This window comes from Pseudomonas sp. 14A, assembly GCF_018132745.1.
Lineage (GTDB): Bacteria > Pseudomonadota > Gammaproteobacteria > Pseudomonadales > Pseudomonadaceae > Aquipseudomonas > Aquipseudomonas mercuritolerans.
On record NZ_JAGRQJ010000013.1, the window covers coordinates 116,214 to 141,042 of the forward strand.

The following is a 24,829-nucleotide window of genomic DNA, read 5'->3' on the forward strand; positions in this document are numbered from 1 at the left end:
CAACCTCAATTTCTAATTGTTCCAACCAGTTCCGGAGCCGACCATGGCCCGCGATTCGGCACGATATATTGTGTAGCGCCACCTGGCCTGGTCATCAACCCTCCCAATTCAGTGGTCGGCGCTACTTTACTGACGAAGACCGGCGATGGCACGCTCGGGGAGATCTTATAGACATCATAGACCGGGGAATCACTTTTTATCGGTAAGCCGAAATAATCAGCGAGGCTATATCCAGATTTTGAGGCTGCTTTCAGGTCGGCTTCCGTTGTGAAAAATGGAGAATAGGGAGAAACACCGTCGCCTTTAGGGACGATTTTAACGAGAGGCGAATTTGTAATTAACATCTTTGGCGCACCTGATCCGGAAGTTAACTGCCCAACGGCTCGCATGACTATGTTACTCAAATCGGCAGATGGATCAGCGGCAATGAGTTGACTTAGGAGCTCTCGTCCTTCGGCGGTTTCCAAGTAGTGGTCAGCTGTTGCTCGATCTATACCCGACGTCTTGAACGTGCTGACACTATCGATTTCCGCCGCATAGGTTGTACGAAGTGTTGCCAGCTTTTTCGCTGACTGCGACTTCGCCAGCACCTCCAACACTGCATCGACAACAGCCTTACCACCTCGGACCCCGGTCATCGAGAGAAGAACGTCGTCAATGGCGCTGACTGACAATATCCCTTTACCTGCTATCGATCCCAATCGATCTGCGGCGTCAGATACATCAGAAACGTAAGTCGAAAGGTTGACTAACTCGTTTTCATAACGAGTTGTCTGGTCTTTGCCAAACTGCTTCCAGTGCTGATAAACCGCTCCGGGGCCATAAGTACCTTCGGCGTTAAACAGGGTTGAATCGTTGAACTGCTCGTCTGTCGCGTTAAACGCAAACACCGGTGCACCGTTTGCAATAATCGGTCGTCCGTCACTCCAGGTAAGCGGGATCTTCTGATCGGCTAACTGATTGATAGCGACATAAGCGTCACCCATATCTTCGGCGAAATTTCTAGACTCCGGATCATTCCCGACAGCCTTGCTCATCACGCTCTTGAGATGCGCCAGACCCACAGCATCGACTTCAGCACCGGCCGCAAGCAGCAGCAAATCTTCCCAACGCGCGCCCGAACGAGACGGCCCCCGCGCAGCCAACTCTTCGGCTTGTTTCTTAAGCAGAGGAACCTCCTGTTGCCTATGCAACTGGCGGTTGAACGTCTCTACGCCAGACGCGCTGTTGGCTGCGGTTGTTGCCCCGGCAGCTCCACCACTAGATCCTGCTGCTGCGCCAAGCCCGGAAGCAATCAGAGTGCCCAACGCATCCTGTTGCTCTTCGCTCAACCCACTGTCTTTCAGTAGCTTGGCAATCATTGGCATCAGCGCAGCGGAGACACCAGCACCCAGTGCGCCGGCGGCAAGGCTACTCCCCGACAACCCCATCACCGCGCCGACCAACGAATGCAGCATGACACGTGCAGCCCCACCCTCGGCCCATGCCGCGCGAGTCACGCTATCGGTCGCGTCGTGTTCTTGCTTGTCAGCGTAATCACCGATTTTCTTGAAGGCGTCATTAGCAGTTGTGTTAGCAACGACCCCGATAGCAGTCGTACCGCCCACGGCTCCCAGGCCCACAGCAATCAAACCTGCCGCGACATCCGCCATGATGCGTTTGTCACCGCCCACCGCCCAACTCGTGTACTCATCGAACGCAGCCTTGCGCTCTTCGTCGGTGGTGGCTGACTTCATTTTGTCAGCAGCCGCTTGCTGCTGGGCGTTGGCCACTTTGCCGATGATGTTTCTCGACAGCGAGACCGTGCTCTGGATCAGATCAATCCGCTCTTGAATGGCTTGTTGATCAGGTTTGTCCAGGGCCTCATTCGCATGCGCCGTATCACGATTCAGACCCACCAGATCATTCACGCCTGCAGCGTTGCGCACGATGATGGTGCCTTCGCTGACGGCACTGCGGGTCTTGCTCTGATCCGAGTCTTCAAGCGCCAGCGGAACACTGCCTCCGATGCTCGTGCCGGATTTTCCGCCATATGACACTGAGATGCCGGCAGATTGAGCACTGATATCACTTGTATTTTTTATGTCGCTAACGAACAGCCGATCGGTGCTGAGCAGGTTTTTGTCTGGCGTTGCGTCACTGGCAATGACAGCACCCTGCAAGGTGGTGTTTTGGCCAACAGTAATGTCGTAGCCACCCTTGCCAGCGAATAACCCGCTCTGATCCGTCACCGCTTTGTAGTCACTGTTCATGTTGCCAGCGGAAAGGCTCGCAGAACCGGTGACTGGTGCTCCGTAGCAAAATGGAGGTATGCAAATGCTGGCACCGAAGCCTGCACTGCCTTGTTTGCTGGTCTGAGTCTCCGTGTCCTGACGAGATGTGATGGTCAGATTGCCGTTTATCAGAGCCTTGATGGTGTCAGCTCGAACTTGCGCGCCCGCCAGCGTAGTGTCGTTGCCGCTCTGCAGGGAGAGAGAGCCCGTGTCGACGGTCGTGTTGACTTGAGTTACAGAGCTGCCGGTGCCTTTGTTTTTGGCAACAGACGCTCCGAGGTCAAGGGTAAAGCCATTCTGTTCGCCCAGGTTAAAGCTGGCGCCGATGGCGGTTTTATTATTGCTGCCGTCGTTAGTCCAGTCGGCGGTGTTCTGCGCACTTTCCAGAACGATCGTGTTCTTCGCAATCAACGCAGTGTCAGCGGCTTTCAAGCTACTGCCGACGATATGGATGTCACCGGCCGTTCCCGGCGCCCCGCCATCAGCGATGATCAACAGGCTCTGGCCAGCATTGATCGTGCTTTGTTTCGCTGTCTGACTGGTGTACTCGCTGATGCTCTTGCTATGGGTGTTTGCCAGTTCAGTGCCGATCTTTATCAACGAACCATTGCTGGCGGAACCTTGTTTCTTGCCATAATCAGAGCCCGCACCTTCGGCATTTCCCGCAGCGCCGCCAAGATCATTTAGCGCCATGGCGGCTTGCGCGTATTTGACCGCTTGAAGTCGCGGATCATCGGCGTTCCTGGCCGCCTCTACCGAATTGTGGATTGTATTGACCGTATCAACGATCATGCCTCCGATGACGCGCCCCACTCCTAAGTTACTGGATTTGTCGGCACTACTTTGACTTGAGCTTTCCATGCCCGCAGCAATGGTTACCTTTGATCCAATAAGGGTCATATCCTTGGTACTGACCAGATCACTGGCGATAACGCTTAGCTCACGACCACTTGAAAGCTTCACATTGCCTGCGCTGGATCCGATTGTGCTGCCGGTCAACGTTATCTGGGAATACTGGCCGTTGTGACTTTGGCTACCAACAGACAGATGTTGATTACCGGTAATGTCATCGACACCCAGATTGTTTGCCGTCAGCACCCCACTAAGATCGCGACTTTTCTCCTTGTGATACTCGTTTCGAGTAAACGTGTTCTCCGCCGCTTTGATGGTCAGATCGCGACCAGCCTGCACAGTTAAATCCTCTGTGCTTACCAAAGCCGAACCGGTAATCATGACGTCGCGGCCAGATACAACGTCCACGGTATTACCTGAGATCATGCTGCCGACCGCAGTGGTTTGCGTCTCGGATACTCGGTCCTTCACCTTGCTGGATTTCAGGCCACCCAGGCTTTTTTTACTCGAACTGCTCTCGTGGCGAACTGTTTGCGAATCCGTGACAGCAACGATTTCAACATCATTGCCTGCGACCAGCTTTACTCCTCCCTCAGCAGAAGCGACTTCGCTACCTTTGATAAGAAGATCTTCATTAGCGACTAGGCTGATGTTACCGCCCGCAGTTATGGAGCTGGCGATATTTGTGGTGCTAGCCGTCTCATCAAGCCGACTTTTCTTACCCGAAGAACTTTTTTTGGTCTTGGTGTAGAAGCTGTAGTCGCTGTCTTCCGCTGACTGAAGCGTCAGATTTGCACCCGCTGTCAAATAGGCTTCGTTTCCGGCGCTGACCCGACTGGCAATCAGATCCAAGTCCTTACCGGAATTGAGCATTACGGTGCTACCTGCAGTCACCGTTGCAGAAACCTGCCTCACCTCATCATCCTGACGAGACATCTTCTTGTTGGCAGAACGCGAGTGCTCTTCATCCGCCGCCGAACTGATCACCAGATTCTCATTCGCCGACATCGACACATCACGCTTGGCGTCAATCGCACTGGCAATCACGTTGATGTCACGTTTGGCATCCGCTTTGAAATCACGCCCCGCATCAATATCGGCGCCCAGTTGCGTGACGCTGCTGACGGCTCCTCTCCAGCCAAGCGATGCGCTGTTGTCGATCTGCACCGCCGCCACGTTAACATCGCGACCGGCACTCAATGCCATGTCCTGACCGCTTTTCAAAACACCACCGATGACGTTGATGTCCTTGGCTGCTTTGATGGTCAGGTCGTTGGCAGCCTCGATCCGTGCGGCGTTATCGGCGTAATCCGTATGCTGGGTGACGGAGCCGTATTTGTCGTCCACCGAGGTGATGGTCCGTTCGTTGATCACATCGCCCGTGCGCGTGGTCAGGCTGACGTCCTTGCCGGCAATGATGCCGCCGGCCTTGTTGACGATGTTGTTGGTGGCCAGCAAGTCCAGACGGTTGCCCGCCTCGATCGAACCGCTGTTGACCAGATCCTTGCCCGCAGTGGCGGACAGATTATTGGTGGCCTTGAGCGTCCCGATGTTGTCGAGGTTTTCCCCGGCAATCAGCGTCACATCATTACCGGCAATCAGCGCCCCGGTCGGGCCCAAACGGCCGTTGGCCTGGGCCAGATACACCACCGGCACCAGCACTTTTTCGCCGTTCACTTCGTGTTCTTCGAGCCAGACGATGTCGTGGGTCAGTGCCGCGACTTGCTGCGAGGTGAGCCCAACGCCGACGGAAAGGTTGAGCGCGTCCTTGCTGGCGATGGCGTTGTTCATCAGGTACTTGAACATGCCTTCGTTGGAGGTCTGGCCGTCGAGGAAAGCCTGGCCAGTGCGTGCGGTGACGGCTTGCTGGATCAGGCGTTGTTCGTAGAGGCCATCACCGAGGCGTTTGGCGCTTTGGTCTGGGTCGAAGCCGAGTTTTTCCAACAGGTAATCGGAGCTCATGAACGACTTGAGCTCGGTCAGCACCGGATTGGTTTCGATCAGGTATTTGTGCGGATTGGACGGTGCCGTGGTGTCCGGCAGGCCGGTGACACGAGTGACCGGACGGGTGTCAATCGACTCCTTCATGTCGTTGCCGCGACTCGGCATGCCCGACCCGGCACTGCCCTCGGGCACCTTGACGTCGACCGTACTGGCAACCGCCTGAACCATGCTTGGGGTGCGCTGGAAGGTATCAACGGCGCGCGTGCTGTCAGACACCGGTGCCGGGGCATCGATGAACAGGTTGCGCGGCCCGCCGCTGCTGGCGGCGACCAGATGGTCCTGGGCATTTACCGCAACATTACCGACCGTCCACGTTGGTGCTGGCCCGGTATTGCTGGCTACGGTACTGCTGGAGCCCTGCCCGCTCAGGCGGAACAGACCGTTCTCACCCGTCGGCAGGGAGAAGCCCGGCAGGCTCAGCGGATTGACCTGTTGCTGGGCAAGATCCGGCGGCAGTTGGCTGTTGATGCGCACGACAACAGTACCGCTGTTGCCGACGTTGGTATTGGCGACTTTATTGGTGCCACCGTTAGCGCTGTAGTCCTGATGAATGACGCTGTTGGCGATTTCCTGGGTGGCGGTTATCGAGACATTACCGCCGGCCTGAATCACTGCATTGCGAGAGTTCGCGACGTCGGTAGCACCGGTACTGTTTACGGGCTTCTCGACAGCGACGCCTTGTTGGTAAGGCGCCAGCTCACTCGGTATCGCCATCAGATTATTCGGGTCGTACAACGACGGCGTTGAAGTCTCAAAGCCCGCGCTGTATCCGGACATCGCCCGGCCGTATTTGCGACTGCCGACGTTCTCGCCTGTCTCGGCATCAACGATGACGATGCCATTGCCGACGGTTTTGGCGATCGCTTTACGGATCAAACCCTCGGGCGCGATAACGTAATAGACGAACGGAAAATCAGGATTGTTGCGCTGGTTGTACGGCAGGATCACGTTGGCCATGAATTGCGCCGTTGTGCCTGTGCCCATCTCGAAGTTGTACTGACGCGTGACTTCAACGGTTCCGCTCTTCGCACCGATGTTCTTCAGACTATCGGCGATGATGTTGATGTTGCCGCCCGCCGCGACCGTACTTTTGCTGTTGAGGAATGTGCCGCCCTGGAAGGTGAAATCCTTGCCGACGTTGAACATCGCCGAGGCGCTGCTATCTGTGTCGAAGAATTGATAAGTCTCACGGGTGGCGAGGAAGTTGTTGAAGGTGCCCCCGACGCAGTCACCGCAACTGGCGGCGATCAAGCCCGAGATCAGCTTGCGTTCAACCGACGCTGTCGGCCCTTCCGTACGGTTCTCAAACACATCCGCATTCATCGTGAAGCCGCGCCCGCTCTCCATCGAGCCGGAGATGTTGTATATCCCCGCCGCCCGTGCCGCGCCGCCATAGCCGCCCATTACCACATCGCCCAGGCCGTAGAAATCACCGTGCTGGTTGGTCAGCGTCCCGACGCCAAGCGTCATGTTGTTACCGCTGAAAATCAGCCCACGGTCATTGAGCAGCGAAGGCGTGTTGATGATGAGGTTCTGTGCCGCACCGAGGGTGCCGTAGTTGGCAACACCGCCCGCATTGATCGTCAGGTCTTCGCTGGAGGTCATGCGCCCGGCGTTGGTGAGCTGTCCGCCGATATTGACGGTCGACGTCGCGCCTACCGCAAAGCTGCCGCCCGCCGCGACGTTCATCTGCGCGGCAGAAACGTAAGCGCCGCGCTGACTGGTCAAGCGGCCGCTGCCGCCGTAGGTACCGCCGATTTGCAGATCGAGGAGGCCATCACTGGCGATCAGCCCGTCGTTGCTCCAGTTGCCGCCACGGATCTGCAGCGAATCCGAAGCCAGCAGCTTGCCGCTCGCGGTCTGGCTGAACTGCCCGACATTGACGTTCAGGCGACCGGCCTGAATGACGTTGGAGTTGCTCCAGCTGTCGGCGTTGAGTTCCAACAGTCCGCCGGTGACGATGCTGCCGCCGGCGCCGACGACATTGGCCGTGGAGATGTCGAACTTGCCGCGTCCGACATGGTTGAGTTGCCCGCCACCGTTGAAGAAGCTGCCGACAACCAGGGTCATGTCGGTGTTGGCCGTTTCCAGCACGCCGTTGCGGTTGTCGAGCAGACCGCCGATCTGGAACAGGGTCTTGCCAGTGTTGCCCAGCGAACGAAGACGACCGTTCTGGTTGTCGACGCTGGCGGCTTTTACGCTCAGTTGGGTTTCGCTTTCGATGACGCCCGTGCCGTTGCGCAACGCACCCGTCAGGCCGAAGTCAATGCGATTCGCGGCGATCTGGCCGCTGGCATTTTCCAGATTCGAGCCGGTGACGCCGAGCGATCCCTTCGCATACAGCACACCGCTGCTGTTATCCAGCGCGGCGGTGGTAATGCTGCTGTCAGCGGACTGTGCGGAAATGCGCCCGCCGTTGTTGTTCAGCCCGGCCAGTGCGGTCAGGGTCAGAGCCTGCGCCTGGATGATGCCGCCCTGACGATTGTTGTTCAGGTCAAAACCGTTGCGCAGCACGCCGACGGTGCGTGCTTCCAGTGCGCCTTTGATGCTGGAAAGAATGCCGCCACGGTTGTCGATGTTGGCAGCTTTGACAAAGACCTTGCCGTTTTGCGCGATGACCTTGCCGCTCTGGTTGTCGAAGTCAGCGCCGATGTCCAGGGTCAACGCGCCTTCGCTCTGGATCGAACCCTTGCCGTTGCCCAGGCTGGCGGCGCTCAGCTCTACGCCAGCGTTCTGGCTGTAGATCAGACCGTCAGCGCTGTTATTGACGGCGCCCGTTGCGATGATCTGCAACTGATCGTTGGCCGCGACCGTACCCTTGTTGCTGTTGTCCAACGAACCGGTACGCACCTCGAGGGTTTTCTGGCTGGCGATCTGCCCGTTCTGGTTGCGCAGGTCGGTGACGCCCTTGAGCAACATCGCGCCGCTGCTCGCCAGCTTGCCGGCGTTATTGTTCAGCTCGCCGCTCAGGCCGAGAGAGATTGCGTCGTTGCTGGCGATCTGTCCGCCACTGTTGTCCAGACGCGAGGCGGTTGCGGTGAAAGCCTGTTCGGCATTGACTGATCCGCCGACATTGGTGAACGCCGTGCTGACCACATCCAGTGCCGCGCCGCTGAAAATCAGGCCCTGGCTGTTATTCAGCGCACCACCCAATGTCAGGGTCTGCGCTGCGCCACTGCTGAGATTGCCCTTGTTGCTGTTGTCGAGGCTGCCCGCTTTGACGGTCAGGCTTCCCTGAGCAACCAGTGCACCGTTGCTACTGTTGAGCAGCGCGTCCTTGAGGTCGACCGAGACATCGGCGAACTTGCTGGAGAGCGTTCCGCTGTTGCGGTTGTCGAGGCTGTCGGCGTTGACGGTGAGTCCCTGCCAGCCGGAGATCAGGCCTTTCTGGTTGTTCAGTGCAGTGCCACGCAACAGCAGTTTTTCGCCGCTGATGATCTTGCCGGAAGTGTTGTTGAGCGCTTGAGCGATGAGATCGAAACCGAGGTTGCTGGAAATCTCGCCGCTCTGGTTATTCACGTCACGCAGGCGTTTGAGCGTCAGTGGCCCTTGGGCAGTGAGCAAGCCGCGCTGGTTGTCGAGATCGCCATTGGCAAGGTCGAGGGTCACGGCTTTGTCGCCCAGCAGGCGTCCGCCGTTCTGGGTCAGGGACGTGAGTTTCAAGTCCATGTCACCGCTGGCAGAAACCTCCCCGTCTTCGCTGGAGTCCAGCCCGGTGGCGATCAGGGTCAGGTTGCCCTGGCTGTTGATCAAACCACTGTCGCGGTTGTTCAACCCGGCACTGCTGATCTCGAGCGACTGCGCCGCGCTGATCAAGCCTTTGCCGTCATTGCGCAGCAAGCCGTCCACAGTCAGGTCGAGGTCGCCCCGGCTGACCAGGTTGCCGCCGGTGTTGTTCAGGCTTGCCGCGTGCGCGTCGATGGCGGCGGCGCCGATCATGCCTTTGACGTTGTCCAGCGCCGCCGCGATGCGCAGGGTCAGGCCCTGATTGCTCAAGAGCTTGCCGTCGCTGTTGTCCAGGCTTTGTGCAGTCAGGGTGAACGCCTCGGCGCTGGAAATCGTGCCGCCCTGGTTGTTGACGCCCTTGAGCTGCTTGAGCAGCAGCGCGCCCGGGGCGTTGATCAAACCACCGATGTTGTTCAACTGACCGTGGTTCAAATCCAGGCTAAGTTGCGTGTTACTGAACAGCTTGCCGCCTTGCTGATCGAGGCCGCTGACCGAAGCCATCAGCGCGTTTTGACTGCCGATACTGCCGTCGCCGCCGTTGGTGACCTGACCCGCCGTGAGGTTCAGGGTGTCGGCACTGCTGAGTCGACCGTTGCTATTATCAAAGGCGCCAGTGGTCACGGTGACCGCGCCTTTGCCGCTGAGCGTGCCCTTCTGGCGATTATCGAGGCTGGCGCCAGTCAGCAGCAGCATGCCATCGGTGACGATCTGGCCAGCCTGGTTATCGATGCTGCCGTCACTGTCCAGCTTCAGATCCGCCGCGCTGGACAGGCTACCGCCAACGTTAATCAATTTCGCGGTGTCGACCGTCAGCGTGCCTTCGCTGCTGACCTTGCCCGAGCTGTTGTCAACGGCGCCGGTGAGGTTCAGCGACATGCCTTGCTGGCTGAGCAATTCGCCGCTGTCGTTGGCCAGCGAGTCCCCCTGCAGGGTGAACCGGGCACCTGCATTGATCAGCCCTTTGCTGCGGTTGAGCACTTCGTCGACAGTCAGGGTCAGGCCTTTGCCTGAAAAAATCTTGCCGCCGTCGCTGTTGTCGAGTTTTGTGCCAGTGACCAGCAAATCGCCGCTGCTGCTGATTTCGCCGCCACGGTTGTCCAGGTCAGCGACGGTCAGGGTCATGTCCTTGCTCGAACCGAGCAAACCGTTCTGCTGATTATCGAGTTGACCGGCCTGCAGTTTGAGCACGCCGGTGGCGATCAGTTGCCCCTTCTGATTGTTGACGGTTTTGGCCTGCACGCCGGCATCGGCCTTGCCGGCGATGTTGCCTTCACGGTTGACCAGTTCATCAGCGTTGACGGTCAGTTGGCCGTCAGCGATGACCGTACCGAGCTGGTTATCCAGGGTCTTGTCGACCGTCAGCAACAACTCACCGCGACTGCTGATCAGGCCCTCATGGTTGTCGAGGCTGGCGCTGTGGCTGTCCAGCGAGGCGCCGGAGATCACGCCTTTGAGGTTGTTCAATGCCGCAGCGATGCGCAACGTCAGGCCTTGCTGGCTGAGCAGTTTGCCGTTGCTGTTGTCCAGTTCATGCGCAGCAATCGTGAAGGCTTGCTGACTGGAAATTTCCCCGCCCTGGTTGTTTACGCCGTTGAGGTTTTTCAGCAACAGCGTGCCGGGTGCATTGATCAAACCGCTCTGGTTGTTCAACTGGCCGTGGTTCAGATCGAGCGTCAGGTCGGTCTTGCTGAACAGTTCACCGCCCTGCTGATCAAGCCCGCTGAGCGAAACATCCAGCGCCTGCTGACTGGCGATGCGGCCAGCGGCGTTGTTGACCTGGCCGGCCTTGAGCGTCAGCGCGGCACCGCCAGTCAGTTTGCCGCCCTGACTGTTGTTGAATCCGCCGGTCTCGACCCGGCTGCTGCCTTGGGCGTAGATCACGCCTTTCTGGCTGTTATCGAGGCTGCCACTGTTAAGGGTGAGCACACTGTCGGTATTGATCACACCGGCGTTATTGAGCAGCGCGCCGGTGCTGGTCAGTTTTAGGCTACCGGCGCTGCCGAGGCTGCCGGTGCTGTTGTCGATGCGTGCGGCATTGATGGTCAGCGTGCCGTCGCTGTTGATCACGCCAAGAGAATTGCTCAGCGCATCATCAAGGGTAATCACCAGACCGTTGAGGCTGCTGAGCGTGCCGCCGCTGTTATCGAACGTGGTGCCGGTGATTGTCGCCGCGCCTTTGGTCGCGGCGATCAAGCCCTTGCTCTGGTTGATCAGTTTGCCGACGTTCAGCCCGAGATCGCTGCCGGAAAGAATCTTGCCGCCGTTGCTGTTGTCCAGACGCAGTCCTCTGACGTTCATCAACAGGCTGCTGGAGATTTCGCCGCTGCGGTTGTCGACGTCATCCACCGATAGGGTCAGTGCTTGGGTGGTGCCGACCAGTCCGCCGTTACGGTTATCGAGGGACTTGCCGCTCAGGCTCAGATTGCCTTGCGCGACCAGTTCGCCACCCTGTTGCTGCAGCAGGCCGATGGTTGCCAGCAAGTCGCCCTGGCTGGCGATGCGCCCGGCAGCGTTTTGGATCTCTGCGGCGGTAAGATTGACCGCGCCGGCTGCGCTGAGCAGACCACCGCTGTTGTCCAGACGATTGCCCACATAGGTCAGGCCTTGTTTGCCGCTGATCACACCCTTTTCGCGGTTATCCAGTTGCGCGACATTCAGGTTCAGTTGCTGGTCGGCCTGGATCACACCGCCCCGGTTGTCGACCGCGTCGCCGCGCACGGCCAGCGTGTTTTTACCGATGACTTTGCCGCCGCTGTTGAGCAGCGTGCCGGCCTGCAGATCAATGGCGCCTTTGGCCGAGATGTCACCTTTGTTGCGGTTGTCGAGGGTGCCACCGATGCGCGCCGTCAGGCTGCCATCGCTGACCACCGCACCGGCCTCGCGGTTGTCCAGACTCGCGGCTTTGAGATTGACCAAACGCCCCGAACCAAGAACGCCATCACGGTTGTCCAGCGCCCCGCTCAGGTCGATGTTCAGGCCCAGATCACCGAGCATCTGCCCGCTGCGGTTGTTGAGCATGCCGCCGCTGATGCTGATGTTTTGCGCGCTGAGCGTGCCGCTTTGATTGTCCAGAATCTGCGTTGCGCTGACCGTCAGGTTGCGGCTGGCGGTGAGGTCTTTGCCGCTGTTGTTGATGGCTTGTGCGCTCAGGCTCAAATCACCGCTGTTGTTACGGCTGCCGTCAGCATTGACGCCGGCTTCGATGGCGCCGGCGTTGGTCAGTTGCCCACCGGCGCTGAGCACCACGCTGTCGCGGGCGGCCAAGGTCTGGTGATTGGTCAGGTTGCCTTGGGTTTGCACATTGAGCGACGTGCTGGCGTAAACCGGAGCTTGCGCGTCGAGGCTGGCAGCCTTGACGTTGACCGCGCCGGTAGCCGAGGTGTCGGCCAGGCTCAGTTGCCCGTTCGCATCGAGCTGAATATCACCACCACTGGCGATCATTTTGCCGTCGAGTTTCACCCCGACCCCGGCCTCGGTGCCGACCAGTTTGATCGCCCCGGCATACATGCCGCCGAGTGCCGAGGAGTCGATGGCCAGTTGCGGTTTGGCGCTGCCGTCGTCGGCGCGGGCCGTGGCGTTGAGGCTGTCGGCGTTAACGTCGTTGCGCCCGGCGACGATGGTCAGGTTCTGTGCCTGGATCTGCGCATTGATCTTCGCGCTGCGGGTGATGATTTCGAAGCGGTCGATATTGGTCGCGTTGATGCCCGCGCCTTCGATAGCCACGCTGCCCTGATCGACCTGAAAGCGATCCAGCCGACCGTTTTCCAGCACTGGTTTACCGGTAGTCAGCGTCACCCGTGGTGCGTTGATGAAACCGCAGCCATTGCAGGTGATGCCGTAAGGGTTGGCGACGATGACCCGCGCCGACTGCCCGGCCACTTCGGTATAGCCGCGCAACTGACTCGGGTTGCCGCTGATGACTTCGTTGAGAATCGCCTGCGCCGAACCGCTGTTTTTCAGGTTCGGGTTGCCGATGACGTGCCCGCCCAATTGCGTGTACGTGGTCTGTGCCGCGCCGTTGTTGAGGATGACGCCCTGCGCACCGACGTTGTAGTCGTGGAACTGGTTGTGCGACAGGCCACTGCCGTTGGGCGTGGCGATGTTGATGATCGGCACACCATTGCCGGCGCGGTCCAGCGTGGTATTCGGGTTGGCAACGACGATGCCGTCGGCCTGCGCCCAGACCGGTTGCCAGAACATGACGTTCGCCAGCAGGAAGGCAAGTCCGCGCTTGGGCATGCCGAGAAACAACTCACGGTTTTTCACGACCGCATTCGGTTGATCTGCGAGGAAGGCAAACTGGCGAACGTCCATGTGAATGGCCCCGATTACTAGCGTTTAGATGAAGAAATCCAGGCGGAAATAGATCGGCGCTTCGCGCTCGGTCAGCGCGTCCGGTCGTTCCAGGGAATGGGCGAAAGTCACGCTGGCGGCCACATGCTGACCACGGGCGAACAACTCCAGCGAGTTGCTCGACATGCGCCCGTGCTGATCGCCGTTGTAGCGATCGCCGCGAATTACGCCCTGGTCGTAACCGAGGCTGGTGCCGTACTCGGCGAACACTGGCCGCAGCCATTCGGCAGTCACCGGGCGGCTCCAGCGCAGGTCGTTGCGCCAGTAGCCACCACTGTCGCCGGACAGCGACTGATCCTTGTAGCCACGGATCGACGCCGAGCCGCCGAGGCTGGTGCGCTGTGGGCTGAACAGCACATCTTCGCTGCGCTGGCCGGTCATCAGGCTGCTGAAGCTGAAGGACTCACCGAGTAATTTGAACGGCTGCAAATAGCTCAGGGTTGCGGTGTATTTGCGATAGCGTGCATCCGGTTCGCCGGGGCCGGGATCGTGACTGCCCTGCGCATCGAAAGCACCGATGCCCTCCTGCAAGCCAGCGTCGAAGTTGACGAATGCGCTGCCGACACGACGGCCATGGTTGAAGCCGAATTGCGCTTCGCTGATGCGATTGCTGCTCAGTTTGAGTTTGCTGTCTTCGATGAAGTTGTTAGTGCGCAGGTACGAAAGTCCCGCGCTGAGGGAGGTCTTGCTGACCGCGTCGCGATGGATCACGCGCTCGGCGCGCAGCTGATGGTTTTCGCTGTCGCCGGTCTGCTTGAAGTTGTAGCCGTTGGCGGCGATCTGCGAGCGGTACTCGCTCTGGCTGTAGGTGTAACTGAACGTCCACCAGCCCCACGGCAGACTGTAATTGAGCATGGCGTTGTTGGAGGTGTGCTGGTGATCGGTCATCGCATCGTGACCGCCGCGCAGGCTCAATTGGTCGGCGAGACCCAGCGGGCTGTCCCAGTCGAACGATGTGCCCCACTGCTGCTCGCCGGTGCTGCGCTGGCCGTCGTTGCTGCGCGAAAGGCCGGCGCGCCAAGGTTTCTGCGGCGTATTGGTGACGCGCACTTCGCTGCCGCCGACATTCTGCCCCGGCGCCAGCTCCATTTTGGCCTGGTTGGACGGCAGGCGATTGAGCTGGTCGACCATCTGCTCGATCTCGCGCAGGTTGACCAGTTCACCGCTTTTGCCGGGAAAGGCCATGGCCAGTTCGCGATCCGAGAGCCGGCTGTTTTCTGCGCCTTTCATGCCTTCGAGTTTGCCTTCGACCACCAGCACCTTCAGGTGCCCGGCGGACAGGTCTTGTTGCGGCAGATAAGCGCGGCTGGTGACCAGACCTTTTTCGATGTAGTGATCCGTGATGACTTTGAGCAGCTCGTTGAGCTGCGGCACGCCGAGGCATTCGCCGATATAGGGCTTGAGCAGGCGCGCCTTTTCACGCTCCGAAAGGCTGTCGGCGCCCTTGAGCTCGATGTCCTTGATGGTGAAGCAGCGAGTGTCGACAGGGGTTGTCGGCTGTACGGGTTTAGCGTCTTTGCCGGGCAGATCCTTGAGTTCTTCGAGGCGCCGCTGCTGCTCTTCGAGCAAACGGTTCTGACGTTCGCGGATCAGATCGGTTTCACCAGGAGTGGGCGCGGCCCAGGCAGATTCAAGCGGAGAAAGGCAGAGCAGCGCCAGGCACAACCGCGCCGTGAAGGCGGGTGAAAACATGTTCGATCCCTCGACATAAAAAGTGACATCAAAATAGTGGCGCGATATTAGATGGCCATCATTTTGACGTCAAACTTATGTTTGCGCCGTTCATCGGTGTTTGCCGCGCGTACATACGGGTGAAACCAGCACTTGCGTACAAGTGGCCGACACATTTTGCGCGGATAGTGGCGGTTGCCCATTCGGCATCTATTCTCGTCCACACACGATCACAAGGAGTTTGCATGAGCACCTTCAAGACCCAAGACGGCACCGAGATCTATTACAAGGACTGGGGCAGCGGCAAGCCCGTGCTGTTCAGCCACGGCTGGCCGCTGGATGCCGACATGTGGGAATACCAGATGGAATACCTGAGCAGTCGCGGCTACCGCACCATTGCCTTCGACCGCCGTGGTTTCGGTCGCTCGGAGCAGCCGTGGACCGGCTACGACTACGACACCTTCGCTGATGACATCGCTGGCCTGATCAACCATTTGGACCTGCGCGACGTGACCCTGGTCGGCTTCTCGATGGGTGGCGGCGACGTCAGCCGCTACATCGCCCGCCACGGCAGCGAGCGTGTTGCCGGCCTGGTATTGCTCGGTGCGGTGACGCCGCTGTTCGGCAAGAAGGCCGACTTCGCCGAGGGCGTCGACAAATCGGTGTTCGACGGCATCAAGGCTGGGCTACTGAAAGATCGCGCGCAGTTCATCGCCGACTTCAACGCGCCGTTCTACGGCACCAATCAGGGCCAGAAAGTCTCTGACGGCGTGCTCACGCAAACCTTGAACATCGCGCTGCTGGCATCGCTCAAGGGCACCGTCGATTGCGTGACCGCGTTCTCGGAAACCGACTTCCGCCCGGACATGGCCAAAGTCGATGTGCCGACCCTGGTGATCCATGGCGACGGCGACCAGATCGTGCCGTTCGAAACCACCGGCAAGCAGGCGGCCGCGCAAATCAAGGGCGCCGAATTGAAGGTTTATGCCGGCGCGCCGCACGGCTTTGCCGTGACACATGCGCAGGCGTTGAATGAGGATCTGCTGGCGTTCCTCAACCGGTAATTTGCGCTTGGCCCAAGCGGCCGGTAAATGCTGATCGACCAAGGCCCGCGCGATGCGGGCCTTGTGTTTTGCGCTATGGTATTTTTTCTGCGTCCACTACCGGAGAAGGAAATCCCATGCTGCGAATACTCGGCAAAGCCTCATCGATCAATGTGCGCAAAGTGCTGTGGACCTGTACCGAACTGGACCTCCCGTTCGAACGCGAGGATTGGGGTTCGGGCTTCAAGTCGCCGAACACGCCGGAGTTTCTCGCGCTCAACCCCTGCGCCATGGTGCCGGTGATCCAGGACGGCGATTTCACCTTGTGGGAATCCAACACGATCATTCGTTATCTGGCGACGCGTTACGGCGGCGCGCATTTGTATCCGGTTGAGCCCATCGCCCGCGCGCGGGTCGATCAGTGGATCGACTGGCAGGCCTCGTAGCTGAATCGCTCGTGGTCGTACCCGCTGATGGCGCTGGTGCGCAAGTCGCCCGACTATCAGGACCGCGACGCGTTGGCCGCCGGTTGCCGGGACTGGACGCGCAACATGCAAATCCTTGATCGCCAATTGGAGAAGACCGGCGCTTACGTCAGTGGCGAGCAGTTTTCCCTGGCGGACATTCCGATCGGACTGTCAGTGAATCGCTGGTTCGAAACGCCGCTCGATCACGGTGACCTGGCTGCGGTGCGCGCCTATTACGATCGCTTGAATCAGCGCGACGGTTATCGTTTGTACGGGCGCAACGGCACGCCATAAAGATGCGCTCGATCAGGCTTGCTCACGCACCACGCCCCGCTCTTCGAGCAAGCGCACGAACATGCTCAGACTGCGCGACACCGTGCCTCGGCGCCACACCAGCCAGGTGGTCAGATAACGAAAGTCCGCGGTCAGCGGCCAGACGCTGACCGTCGCGCTGCCGGGCATGCTCTGCAGCATTTTGCGCGGCATCAGCGCCAGGCCGGCACCGGCGCTGACGCAGGCGAGCATGCCGTGGTAGGACTCCATTTCGAAGATCTTGCCGGGTACGGCAGCGTCGGTGCTGAACCATTTTTCGAAATGGTGACGGTAGGAACAGTTGGAACGGAAGGCGTAGATATTCTCGCCGTTAACGTCCGCCGCACGTTCGACCGGTGAATGATTGAGCGGCGCGATGACGACCATTTCCTCCTCGAACGCCGGCACCCCTTCCAGGGCCGGATGCAGCACCGGGCCGTCGACAAATGCGGCGGCGAGACGCCCGGAGAGCACACCATCGATCATCGTCCCCGATGGCCCGGTTGAAAGATCGAGGTCGACCTTCGGGTGCTGCTGGTTGTACGCCGCCAACAGTTCGGGAATACGCACTGCTGCGGTACTTTCCAGCGAGCCCAACGGGAACGCGCCCTGGGGTTCCTCACCCGCCACCGTGGCTCGGGCTTCCTGCACCAGATCGAGAATGCGCCGGGTGTATTCGAGAAAACTCCACCCGGCCGGTGACAGGCGCAGACGGCTTTTCTCACGGATAAACAAATCGACGCCGAGGTCCTGCTCCAGCTGTTTGATCCGCGTGGTCAGGTTCGACGGCACGCGATGAATGTGCGTGGCGGCAGCGCTGATGCTGCCGTGCTCGGCCACGGCCTTGAAGATTTCCAGTTGCACCAGATCCACAGTCATTCTCCAATCGTGAAGGAAACGCTCTTTATTATTCAGTTTCCAGAAAACTAACGCCACCCTACTCTAGGCCCATCCGACGAACCTACAGGACAACGTCAATGAGCCAGATTTCCAGCCAGACCCACGCCATCTCCATCAACCCTGCCACCGGCGAGCAGATCGGTCATTACGCGTTTGAATCCGCCGCCGCCCTTGATGCGGCACTGACTCGCGCTGCCTTCGCTTTCGGCAAGTGGAAGCGCAAGCCGCTGCAGGATCGTTCGCGCCTTTTGACCGCACTCGCCGGCGCGCTGCGTGAAACCTCAGAAGCGATGGCGACCATGATCACCCAGGAAATGGGCAAGCCGATCGCCCAGGCCCGTGGCGAAATCGAGAAATGCGCCAAGCTCTGCGAGTGGTACGCCGAACACGGCCCGGCCATGCTCGACGCCGAAGCCACCCAGGTTGAAGGCGGCAAGGCGCGCATCGAGTACCGTCCGCTGGGGCCGATTCTGGCGGTGATGCCGTGGAACTTCCCGATCTGGCAAGTGCTGCGCGGCGCGGTGCCGACGTTGATCGCTGGCAACACTTACGTGCTCAAGCATGCGCCGAACGTGATGGGCAGCGCTTACCTGCTGCGCGATGCGTTTGTCCGCGCCGGTTTTCCCGATGGCGTGTTTGAAGTGATCAACGTCACCCCGGAAGGCGTTTCCAGCGCCATCGCCGATCCGCGCATCGCCGCCGTGACCCTGACCGGCAGCGTCCGCGCCGGCATGGCCATCGGTGCTCAGGCCGGTGCGGCATTGAAGAAATGCGTGCTGGAACTGGGCGGCTCCGATCCGTTCATTGTGCTCAACGATGCGGATCTGGATGAGGCGGTGCACGCGGCGGTGGTCGGCCGTTATCAGAATTCCGGCCAGGTCTGCGCGGCTGCCAAACGTCTGATCATCGAACAAGGCGTGGTCGAGGAATTCACCCGCAAGTTCGTTGAAGCGACACGCCAGTTGAAGATGGGCGATCCGCTGGAGGCCGACACTTACATCGGGCCAATGGCGCGGTTCGATCTGCGTGATGAACTCGATCAGCAAGTGCGCGATACCCTTGAAGAAGGCGCGACCCTGTTGCTCGGTGGCGGCAAGGTCGAGGGCGCTGGCAACTACTACGAGCCGACGATACTGGCCGATGTCACCGACCGCATGACCTCGTTCAAGCAGGAGCTGTTCGGCCCGGTCGCTTCCATCATCACCGCCCGCGATTGCGCACACGCCGTGGCCTTGGCCAACGACAGCGATTTCGGCCTGACTGCCACGATCTACACCGCCAACGTCGCGCTGGCCGAGCAACTGACCAGCGAACTGGACACCGGCGGCGTGTTCATCAACGGCTACTCCGCCAGCGACCCGCGCGTGACCTTCGGCGGCGTGAAGAAGAGCGGCTTCGGTCGTGAGCTGTCGCACTTTGGCGTACGCGAATTCTGCAATGCGCAAACCGTATGGCTGGATCGTAAATAAGCTTGGCGCTGTAAACCTGTGGGAGCGAGCCTGCTCGCGAAAGCGTCCTGTCAGTCACTGCTGCATCGACTGACACACCTCTTCGCGAGCAGGCTCGCTCCCACAGGGACACGGCTGCGCAGATGATTTGGCGCACGACTCCCACATGCTCTGCTTCGATTTACAGATACTTCAGCCAGCTGATGTCGCGCCGCCGCGCTTTCAATGCAGAGAACCAGCGCACTGCCGGGAACAGCACCACGGCAAGAACCACTGACGCCAGCCACACCGCCGTCACCGTCGAAAAGCCAAAATAGCTTCCCTGATTCAGGCCAAACAGCGCCACGCCAATCAGGTACAACACCTTCAACACGTACAAGTGCAGCAGATAGAAAAACATCGGCGCCGAACCGAACACCGTCAGCCAGCCAATCCAGCGGCGACTCTGCACGCGCTCAAAGGCGAGCAACAGCAACAGCCCTACGCTCACAGTCAGCGCGATGAACAGCAGCGACGGCGGGTATTTGGTGATATTGAAAAAGCTCATCAGTGTCTGCACCAGCGAATCGCTGATCGCCCACGGCTTTTCGCCGTAGCCATTGATCAAGCGCAGCGCCACAAAGCCCAGCAATCCAGCGACCCCGGCAATCAGCAAACGACGCTGACGCACCGCCGCGTCCATGCCGCGAGCAAACCACTGCCCCAGCGCATAGCCCAGGCCGATTACACCAATCCACGGCAGCAGCGGGTACGAGGTGCGCAGGCGCAGGGTTTCGCTGATCTCGATCCAGCCTCGATCATGCAGAATCGCCCAAGGCACATGCAGCGCCGACTCGACCGGAAAATGCACCGCGTCGAGCAGGTTGTGCCCGGCGATGATCGCCACGCTCAGCGTCAGCAGCAGCGCACGTGGCAACCAGACCAGCAGCGCCAGCGCGATCATGCTCAGGCCGATCGCCCAGATCACTTGCAGGTAGATCACGCTCGGCGGCAACTGGAAGGTCCAGGCGAAGTTGACCAAAGTGAATTCGAGCGCCACCAGAAACAATCCGCGCTTGAACAGAAACGCGCTGACATCGGCTTTGCCGGCGTATTTTTCACCGTACAGCCATGCCGACAGGCCGGTCAGCAAGACAAATACCGGCGCACACAAATGCGCCAATGTGCGGCTGAAAAACAGCGCCGGCTCGGTGCTGGCGATGTCCATCGGATCGGAGACCTGTCGGTGCAAGAGGAAGGTTTCGCGTACGTGATCGAGCAGCATGAACAGGATCACCAGGCCTCTGAGCGCATCAATGGATAGCAGCCGGCCAGTCGTCAATGGGGCAGAACGGGGAAGCACAGGGGTCATGGGTCTTTCGCAATCGAGAGGAATAACACCGGACAGCCACAACGCCGCCCGCAAATTTCGCGTTACCTTATAACATCAGAATAACAAAACCCAAACATCCAGCATCGAAGTTGCCCATCAGCGCCAGCCTTCTATAGTGAACAGATCCGCCCTGCCCTTGAGCGCTGTCCATGGTCAACACCGAACACCTGATCATCTGCGAGCACTGTGATTGCGTGTACGAGAAAGTCGTGCTCGGCAAACACCAGAAAACCCTGTGCGTGCGCTGCGGTGGCGTGCTGCAGCGCTTCAACGGCCTGACCATCGAGCAGCGTCTGGCGCTGACGTTCACGGCGGCGATGCTGTGGCTGTTCGCCAATTTCTATCCGGTGATGAGCATCAGCCTCAAAGGCATGAAGAACAGTGCGACCCTTTGGGATTCGGTGCTCGCGCTGAGCCAGGGGCCGATCACCTTTATCGCCATGGTCGCAGCGATCGCGATCATCATCGCCCCGGCATTTCAGCTAGTGTTGCTGATCTGGGTGTTGAGTTTCGCCCTCGGCATGAGGCGGGCACCGGGGTTCAATCTGTGCATGCGCTGGCTGGAAACCCTGCGCCCGTGGAGCATGCTCGAAGTGTGTCTGCTGGGGGCAATGGTCGCGGTGTTCAAACTTGCCGGCCTGCTCGATGTGCTGCCCGGGATCGGCCTGTTTGCCCTGGCGGTGCTGAGCCTGATGATGATCCGCATTGCCGGCCGTGACATCCGCGAACTCTGGGACATTTTATGAAGCGTCCACCGACCGCCAGCGAACTCAACCTGTGCCTGTGCCACAGCTGTGGTTTGGCCTGTGACATGACCAACGAGCCACACGAGTGCCCACGCTGTGATGCGCCGTTGCATCGGCGCAAGACCAATTCGCTGGCGCGAACCTGGGCTTACATGCTCGCCGCCCTGGCGTTTTATATCCCGGCCAATCTGCTGCCGGTGATGAATACGGTGATGCTCGGCAACGGCGCCGACAGCACGATCATGAGTGGCGTGCTGGAGTTCTGGGAGGCCGGAGCGTGGGACATCGCCCTGATCATTTTCATCGCCAGTATCGCGGTCCCGGGGGTCAAGTTCGTCGCCCTGACCTTGCTGCTGGTCACCGTACAGCGCAACAGCGATTGGGCGCGCAGGGAGCGTTCCAAGCTGTACCGCTTCGTCGAGCTGATCGGTTACTGGTCGATGCTCGACGTGCTGGTGGTCGCGCTGGTCGCGGCGCTGGTGAAGTTCCAGGCGCTGGGCGATATCGAGCCACGACCGGGCATCCTGTTCTTCGGCCTGGTCGTGGTGTTCACCATGCTCGCGGCGATGAGTTTCGACCCACGCCTGATCTGGGACAGGGACACCAGCAACACGCTCAGCGACGCAGCGTCTCCAGCAACACCTGCAACGGATGGCGCAGCGCCTGATCCGACTGGCGCTTGACCTGGCTGCGGCAGGAGTAGCCGGTCGCCAACGCCTCGCCCTGCTCCGCCGGAGCCTGCACCTGACGCGCCCACGATTGCTCGTAAATGATTGCCGAGGTCTGGCGATTACGTGCTTCGTGGCCGTAAGTACCGGACATGCCGCAGCAACCGGTGGCTTGTGTGGCCAGCTTCAGACCGGCACGTTCGAAGACCTGTTCCCACTGGCGGGTCGCGGCCGGCGCGTTGGTTTTCTCCGTGCAATGGGCGAGCAGACGGAACGCTTTCGGCTGAGCCTCAGGCGTCCGTTCTGGCATGACCTTGAGTAACCACTCCTGCACCAGGGCCACTTCTGGGCACTCATTCAGGCCCGGTACTTTCAGGTATTCCTGGCGATAGACCAGAGTCATCGCCGGATCCAGCCCCAGCAGCGGCACGCCGGTCTGCGCCAGCGCCTGCAATTGCCCGGCGTTGCGCAACGCCGCGCGATTGAACGCCGAGAGAAAGCCCTGCACATGCAGCGGTTTGCCGTTGGCGCTGAACGGCGCGAGATAGACCTGATAACCCAGACGCGAAATCAGCTCGACCAGATCAGCCAGCAGCGGCGCTTCGAAGTAGCGGGTGAAGGCGTCCTGCACGATGACCACGCTGCGTTCGCGTTGCTCCGGGGTCAGTGCCGACAGCGTTGCAACCGTTGCTGGCTGCACCTGCCAACGGCGCATCGCTGCGTGGAAATCGAAACGGCTGAGCAACGGCACATCGACCATGCCACCAATACGCGCCAACGCGCTGCGCACAAAGTCCGCGCCCATGACACCGTTGTACAGCCCCGGAATCCGCGCCATGTACGGAATGGTGTATTCCAGCGAAGCAATAAGGTAATCCCGTGCCGGACGCAGATAACGGCTGTGATACAGCTCAAGAAAGCGCGAGCGGAATTCCGGCACGTTGACCTTCACCGGGCACTGCCCCGCGCAGGATTTACAGGCCAGACAACCGGCCATGGCGTCATACACTTCGTGGGAGAAGTCCGCCGACGGATCGCGACTGTTGCGCCAGCGCTGCCACAGCGAGCGGAAAAACGCCGGTTTGCGAATCGCATCCGAGAGCACATCGACGCCCGCCTCGCCCTGCAACCGTAGCCATTCGCGAATCAGCGAAGCGCGGCCCTTGGGCGACTGCGCGCGTTCGCGGGTGGCTTTCCACGACGGGCACATGGCGTCATCGGGATCGAAGTTGTAGCAGGCGCCGTTGCCATTGCAGTGCATGGCGGCGCCGTAGCTTTGCCAGACTTTCTCGTCGATCTGCCGATCCAGCTCGCCGCGCAGGGTCACTTCGTCAATTTTCAGTAGCGCTGCACCGCTGTTGGCCGGCGTGGCGATTTTGCCCGGATTGAACTGGTTGAACGGGTCGAACGCCGCTTTCAAGGCTTGCAGCGCCGGGTACAATTCGCCGAAGAATGCCGGCGCGTACTCCGAACGCAGGCCCTTGCCATGCTCGCCCCAGAGCAGGCCGCCGTAGCGCTGGGTCAACGCGGCGACGCCATCGGACACCGGACGAACCAGCGCCGCTTGCTGCGGGTCTTTCATGTCGAGGATCGGCCGCACGTGCAGTACGCCGGCGTCGACATGGCCGAACATGCCGTACTGCAAACCGTGGCTGTCGAGCAGGTCGCGCAGCTCGGCGATGTATTCGGCCAAGTGCTGCGGCGGCACCGCGGTGTCTTCAACGAACGGCTGCGGGCGGGCTTCGCCGGCGACATTGCCGAGCAGGCCCACCGCCCGTTTGCGCATGCCATAGACCTTGTTCACCGCTGCCTGACCAACCGCCAGCGTATGGCCCAGGCGCTCCACGGTGCGGTCGTTTTGCAGATGTTCGAGGAACGCTTCGACGCGGCGCTGCAGGTCTTCGGGATCGTCACCGCAGAACTCGACCAGATTGATGCCCAGAGTCGGCCGCTCAGCGTTTTCCGGAAAATATTCGGCAACGCCGTGCCAGACGATGTCCTGCATCGCCAACAGCAAGACTTTGGAGTCGACGGTTTCAATCGACAACGGCTTGAGCGCCATCAACGCCCGCGCATCGCGCAAGGCATCCATGAACCCGGCGTAGCGGATGTTGACCAGCATGGTGTGCTTGGGAATCGGCAGCACATTGAGTCGCGCTTCGACAACAAAGCCAAGCGAGCCTTCAGCGCCACAGAGCACGCTGTTGAGGTTGAAGCGCTGATCGGCCTCGCGCAGATGCGCCAGGTCATAACCGGTCAGGCAGCGGTTGAGATCGGGAAAGCGTGCCTTGATCAGCTCGCCCTGTTCATCAATGATCTGCCGCGCACAACGATAGACTTCGCCGACGCGATCATCGCGGGCGCACTGCGCTGCAAGCTCATCCTCGGCCAGCGGCAGGCCGTGCAGACGCTCGCCGCCGCGCAGGATCATCTCCAGTTCCAGCACATGGTCGCGGGTCTTGCCGTAGGTGCAACTGCCCTGGCCGCTGGCGTCGGTGTTGATCATGCCGCCGACCGTGGCGCGGTTCGAGGTCGACAGTTCCGGAGCAAAAAACAGCCCGGAGGATTTCAACGCGGCGTTGAGCTGATCCTTGACCACCCCGGCCTGTACGCGCACCCAGCGTTGTTCAACGTTGATTTCCAGAATGCGGTTCATGTGCCGCGACAGGTCGACGACGATGCCGTCCGTCAGCGATTGGCCGTTGGTGCCGGTGCCACCGCCACGCGGGGTGATCACCACTTTTTTGTACGCCGGTTCGGCAATCAGCCGCGCCACCCGTGCAACGTCTTCGGCATCCAGCGGAAACACCGCCGCTTGCGGCAAGCGCTGATAGATCGAGTTGTCGGTCGCGAGCACCACGCGGCTGGCGTAATCGGCGCTGATTTCCCCGCGAAAGCCGCTGTCTTTCAGGGCGGCGAGGAATTGTTGGTAATCGCCGGTCAGGGCTCTGGCAGGCGACAGCTGGGCAATCATCGGTCGGGTCATCTCGGTCA

Annotated in this window: 9 protein-coding genes and 1 pseudogene; 5 read left to right on the forward strand and 5 right to left on the reverse strand. The window is 60.1% G+C overall.

Going from position 1 to position 24,829, the window contains the following annotated elements:
- Positions 1-5: 5 nt before the first annotated feature.
- Complete coding sequence (locus PS14A_RS14230) at positions 6-13,169, reverse strand: hemagglutinin repeat-containing protein (protein ID WP_212616534.1); 13,164 nt, start codon at positions 13,167-13,169, stop codon at positions 6-8.
- A gap of 24 nt (positions 13,170-13,193) precedes the next feature.
- Complete coding sequence (locus PS14A_RS14235) at positions 13,194-14,900, reverse strand: ShlB/FhaC/HecB family hemolysin secretion/activation protein (RefSeq protein WP_212616535.1); 1,707 nt, start codon at positions 14,898-14,900, stop codon at positions 13,194-13,196.
- A 224-nt stretch (positions 14,901-15,124) separates the two neighbouring features.
- Between PS14A_RS14235 and PS14A_RS14240 the strand changes: the two genes are divergently transcribed.
- Both PS14A_RS14240 and PS14A_RS14245 read left to right on the forward strand, forming a co-directional pair.
- Complete coding sequence (locus PS14A_RS14240; RefSeq protein ID WP_212616536.1) at positions 15,125-15,943, forward strand: alpha/beta hydrolase; 819 nt, start codon at positions 15,125-15,127, stop codon at positions 15,941-15,943.
- A 116-nt stretch (positions 15,944-16,059) separates the two neighbouring features.
- Positions 16,060-16,683, forward strand: a pseudogene (locus PS14A_RS14245) (glutathione S-transferase).
- A 12-nt stretch (positions 16,684-16,695) separates the two neighbouring features.
- On the opposite strand, the gene PS14A_RS14250 reads toward PS14A_RS14245, so the two are convergent.
- Entirely contained in the window at positions 16,696-17,574 is an 879-nt protein-coding gene (locus PS14A_RS14250; protein WP_212616573.1) for a LysR family transcriptional regulator, read from the reverse strand.
- Between the two features lie 104 nt (positions 17,575-17,678).
- Between PS14A_RS14250 and PS14A_RS14255 the strand changes: the two genes are divergently transcribed.
- Complete coding sequence (locus PS14A_RS14255) at positions 17,679-19,070, forward strand: aldehyde dehydrogenase family protein (RefSeq protein ID WP_212616537.1); 1,392 nt, start codon at positions 17,679-17,681, stop codon at positions 19,068-19,070.
- A gap of 160 nt (positions 19,071-19,230) precedes the next feature.
- Here the strand turns inward: PS14A_RS14255 and PS14A_RS14260 are convergent, their stop codons facing one another.
- Positions 19,231-20,400 (reverse strand): DUF1624 domain-containing protein, encoded by a 1,170-nt coding sequence (locus PS14A_RS14260; protein ID WP_212616538.1) that lies wholly within the window; start codon positions 20,398-20,400, stop codon positions 19,231-19,233.
- A gap of 170 nt (positions 20,401-20,570) precedes the next feature.
- On the opposite strand from PS14A_RS14260, the gene PS14A_RS14265 reads away from it, so the two are divergent.
- Positions 20,571-21,167 carry a paraquat-inducible protein A gene (locus tag PS14A_RS14265; protein ID WP_212616539.1) on the forward strand — a complete coding sequence of 199 codons (597 nt, stop codon included), beginning with the start codon at positions 20,571-20,573 and terminating at the stop codon, positions 21,165-21,167.
- The gene (locus PS14A_RS14270; protein WP_212616540.1) at positions 21,164-21,850 is read left to right on the forward strand and encodes a paraquat-inducible protein A; all 687 of its coding nucleotides are present in this window, start codon (positions 21,164-21,166) and stop codon (positions 21,848-21,850) included. The genes PS14A_RS14265 and PS14A_RS14270 overlap by 4 nt, the downstream gene beginning before the upstream one ends.
- On the opposite strand, the gene PS14A_RS14275 is transcribed toward PS14A_RS14270, so the two are convergent.
- Complete coding sequence (locus PS14A_RS14275; RefSeq protein WP_212616574.1) at positions 21,783-24,809, reverse strand: FAD-binding and (Fe-S)-binding domain-containing protein; 3,027 nt, start codon at positions 24,807-24,809, stop codon at positions 21,783-21,785. The genes PS14A_RS14270 and PS14A_RS14275 overlap by 68 nt on opposite strands.
- Positions 24,810-24,829: the final 20 nt, after the last annotated feature.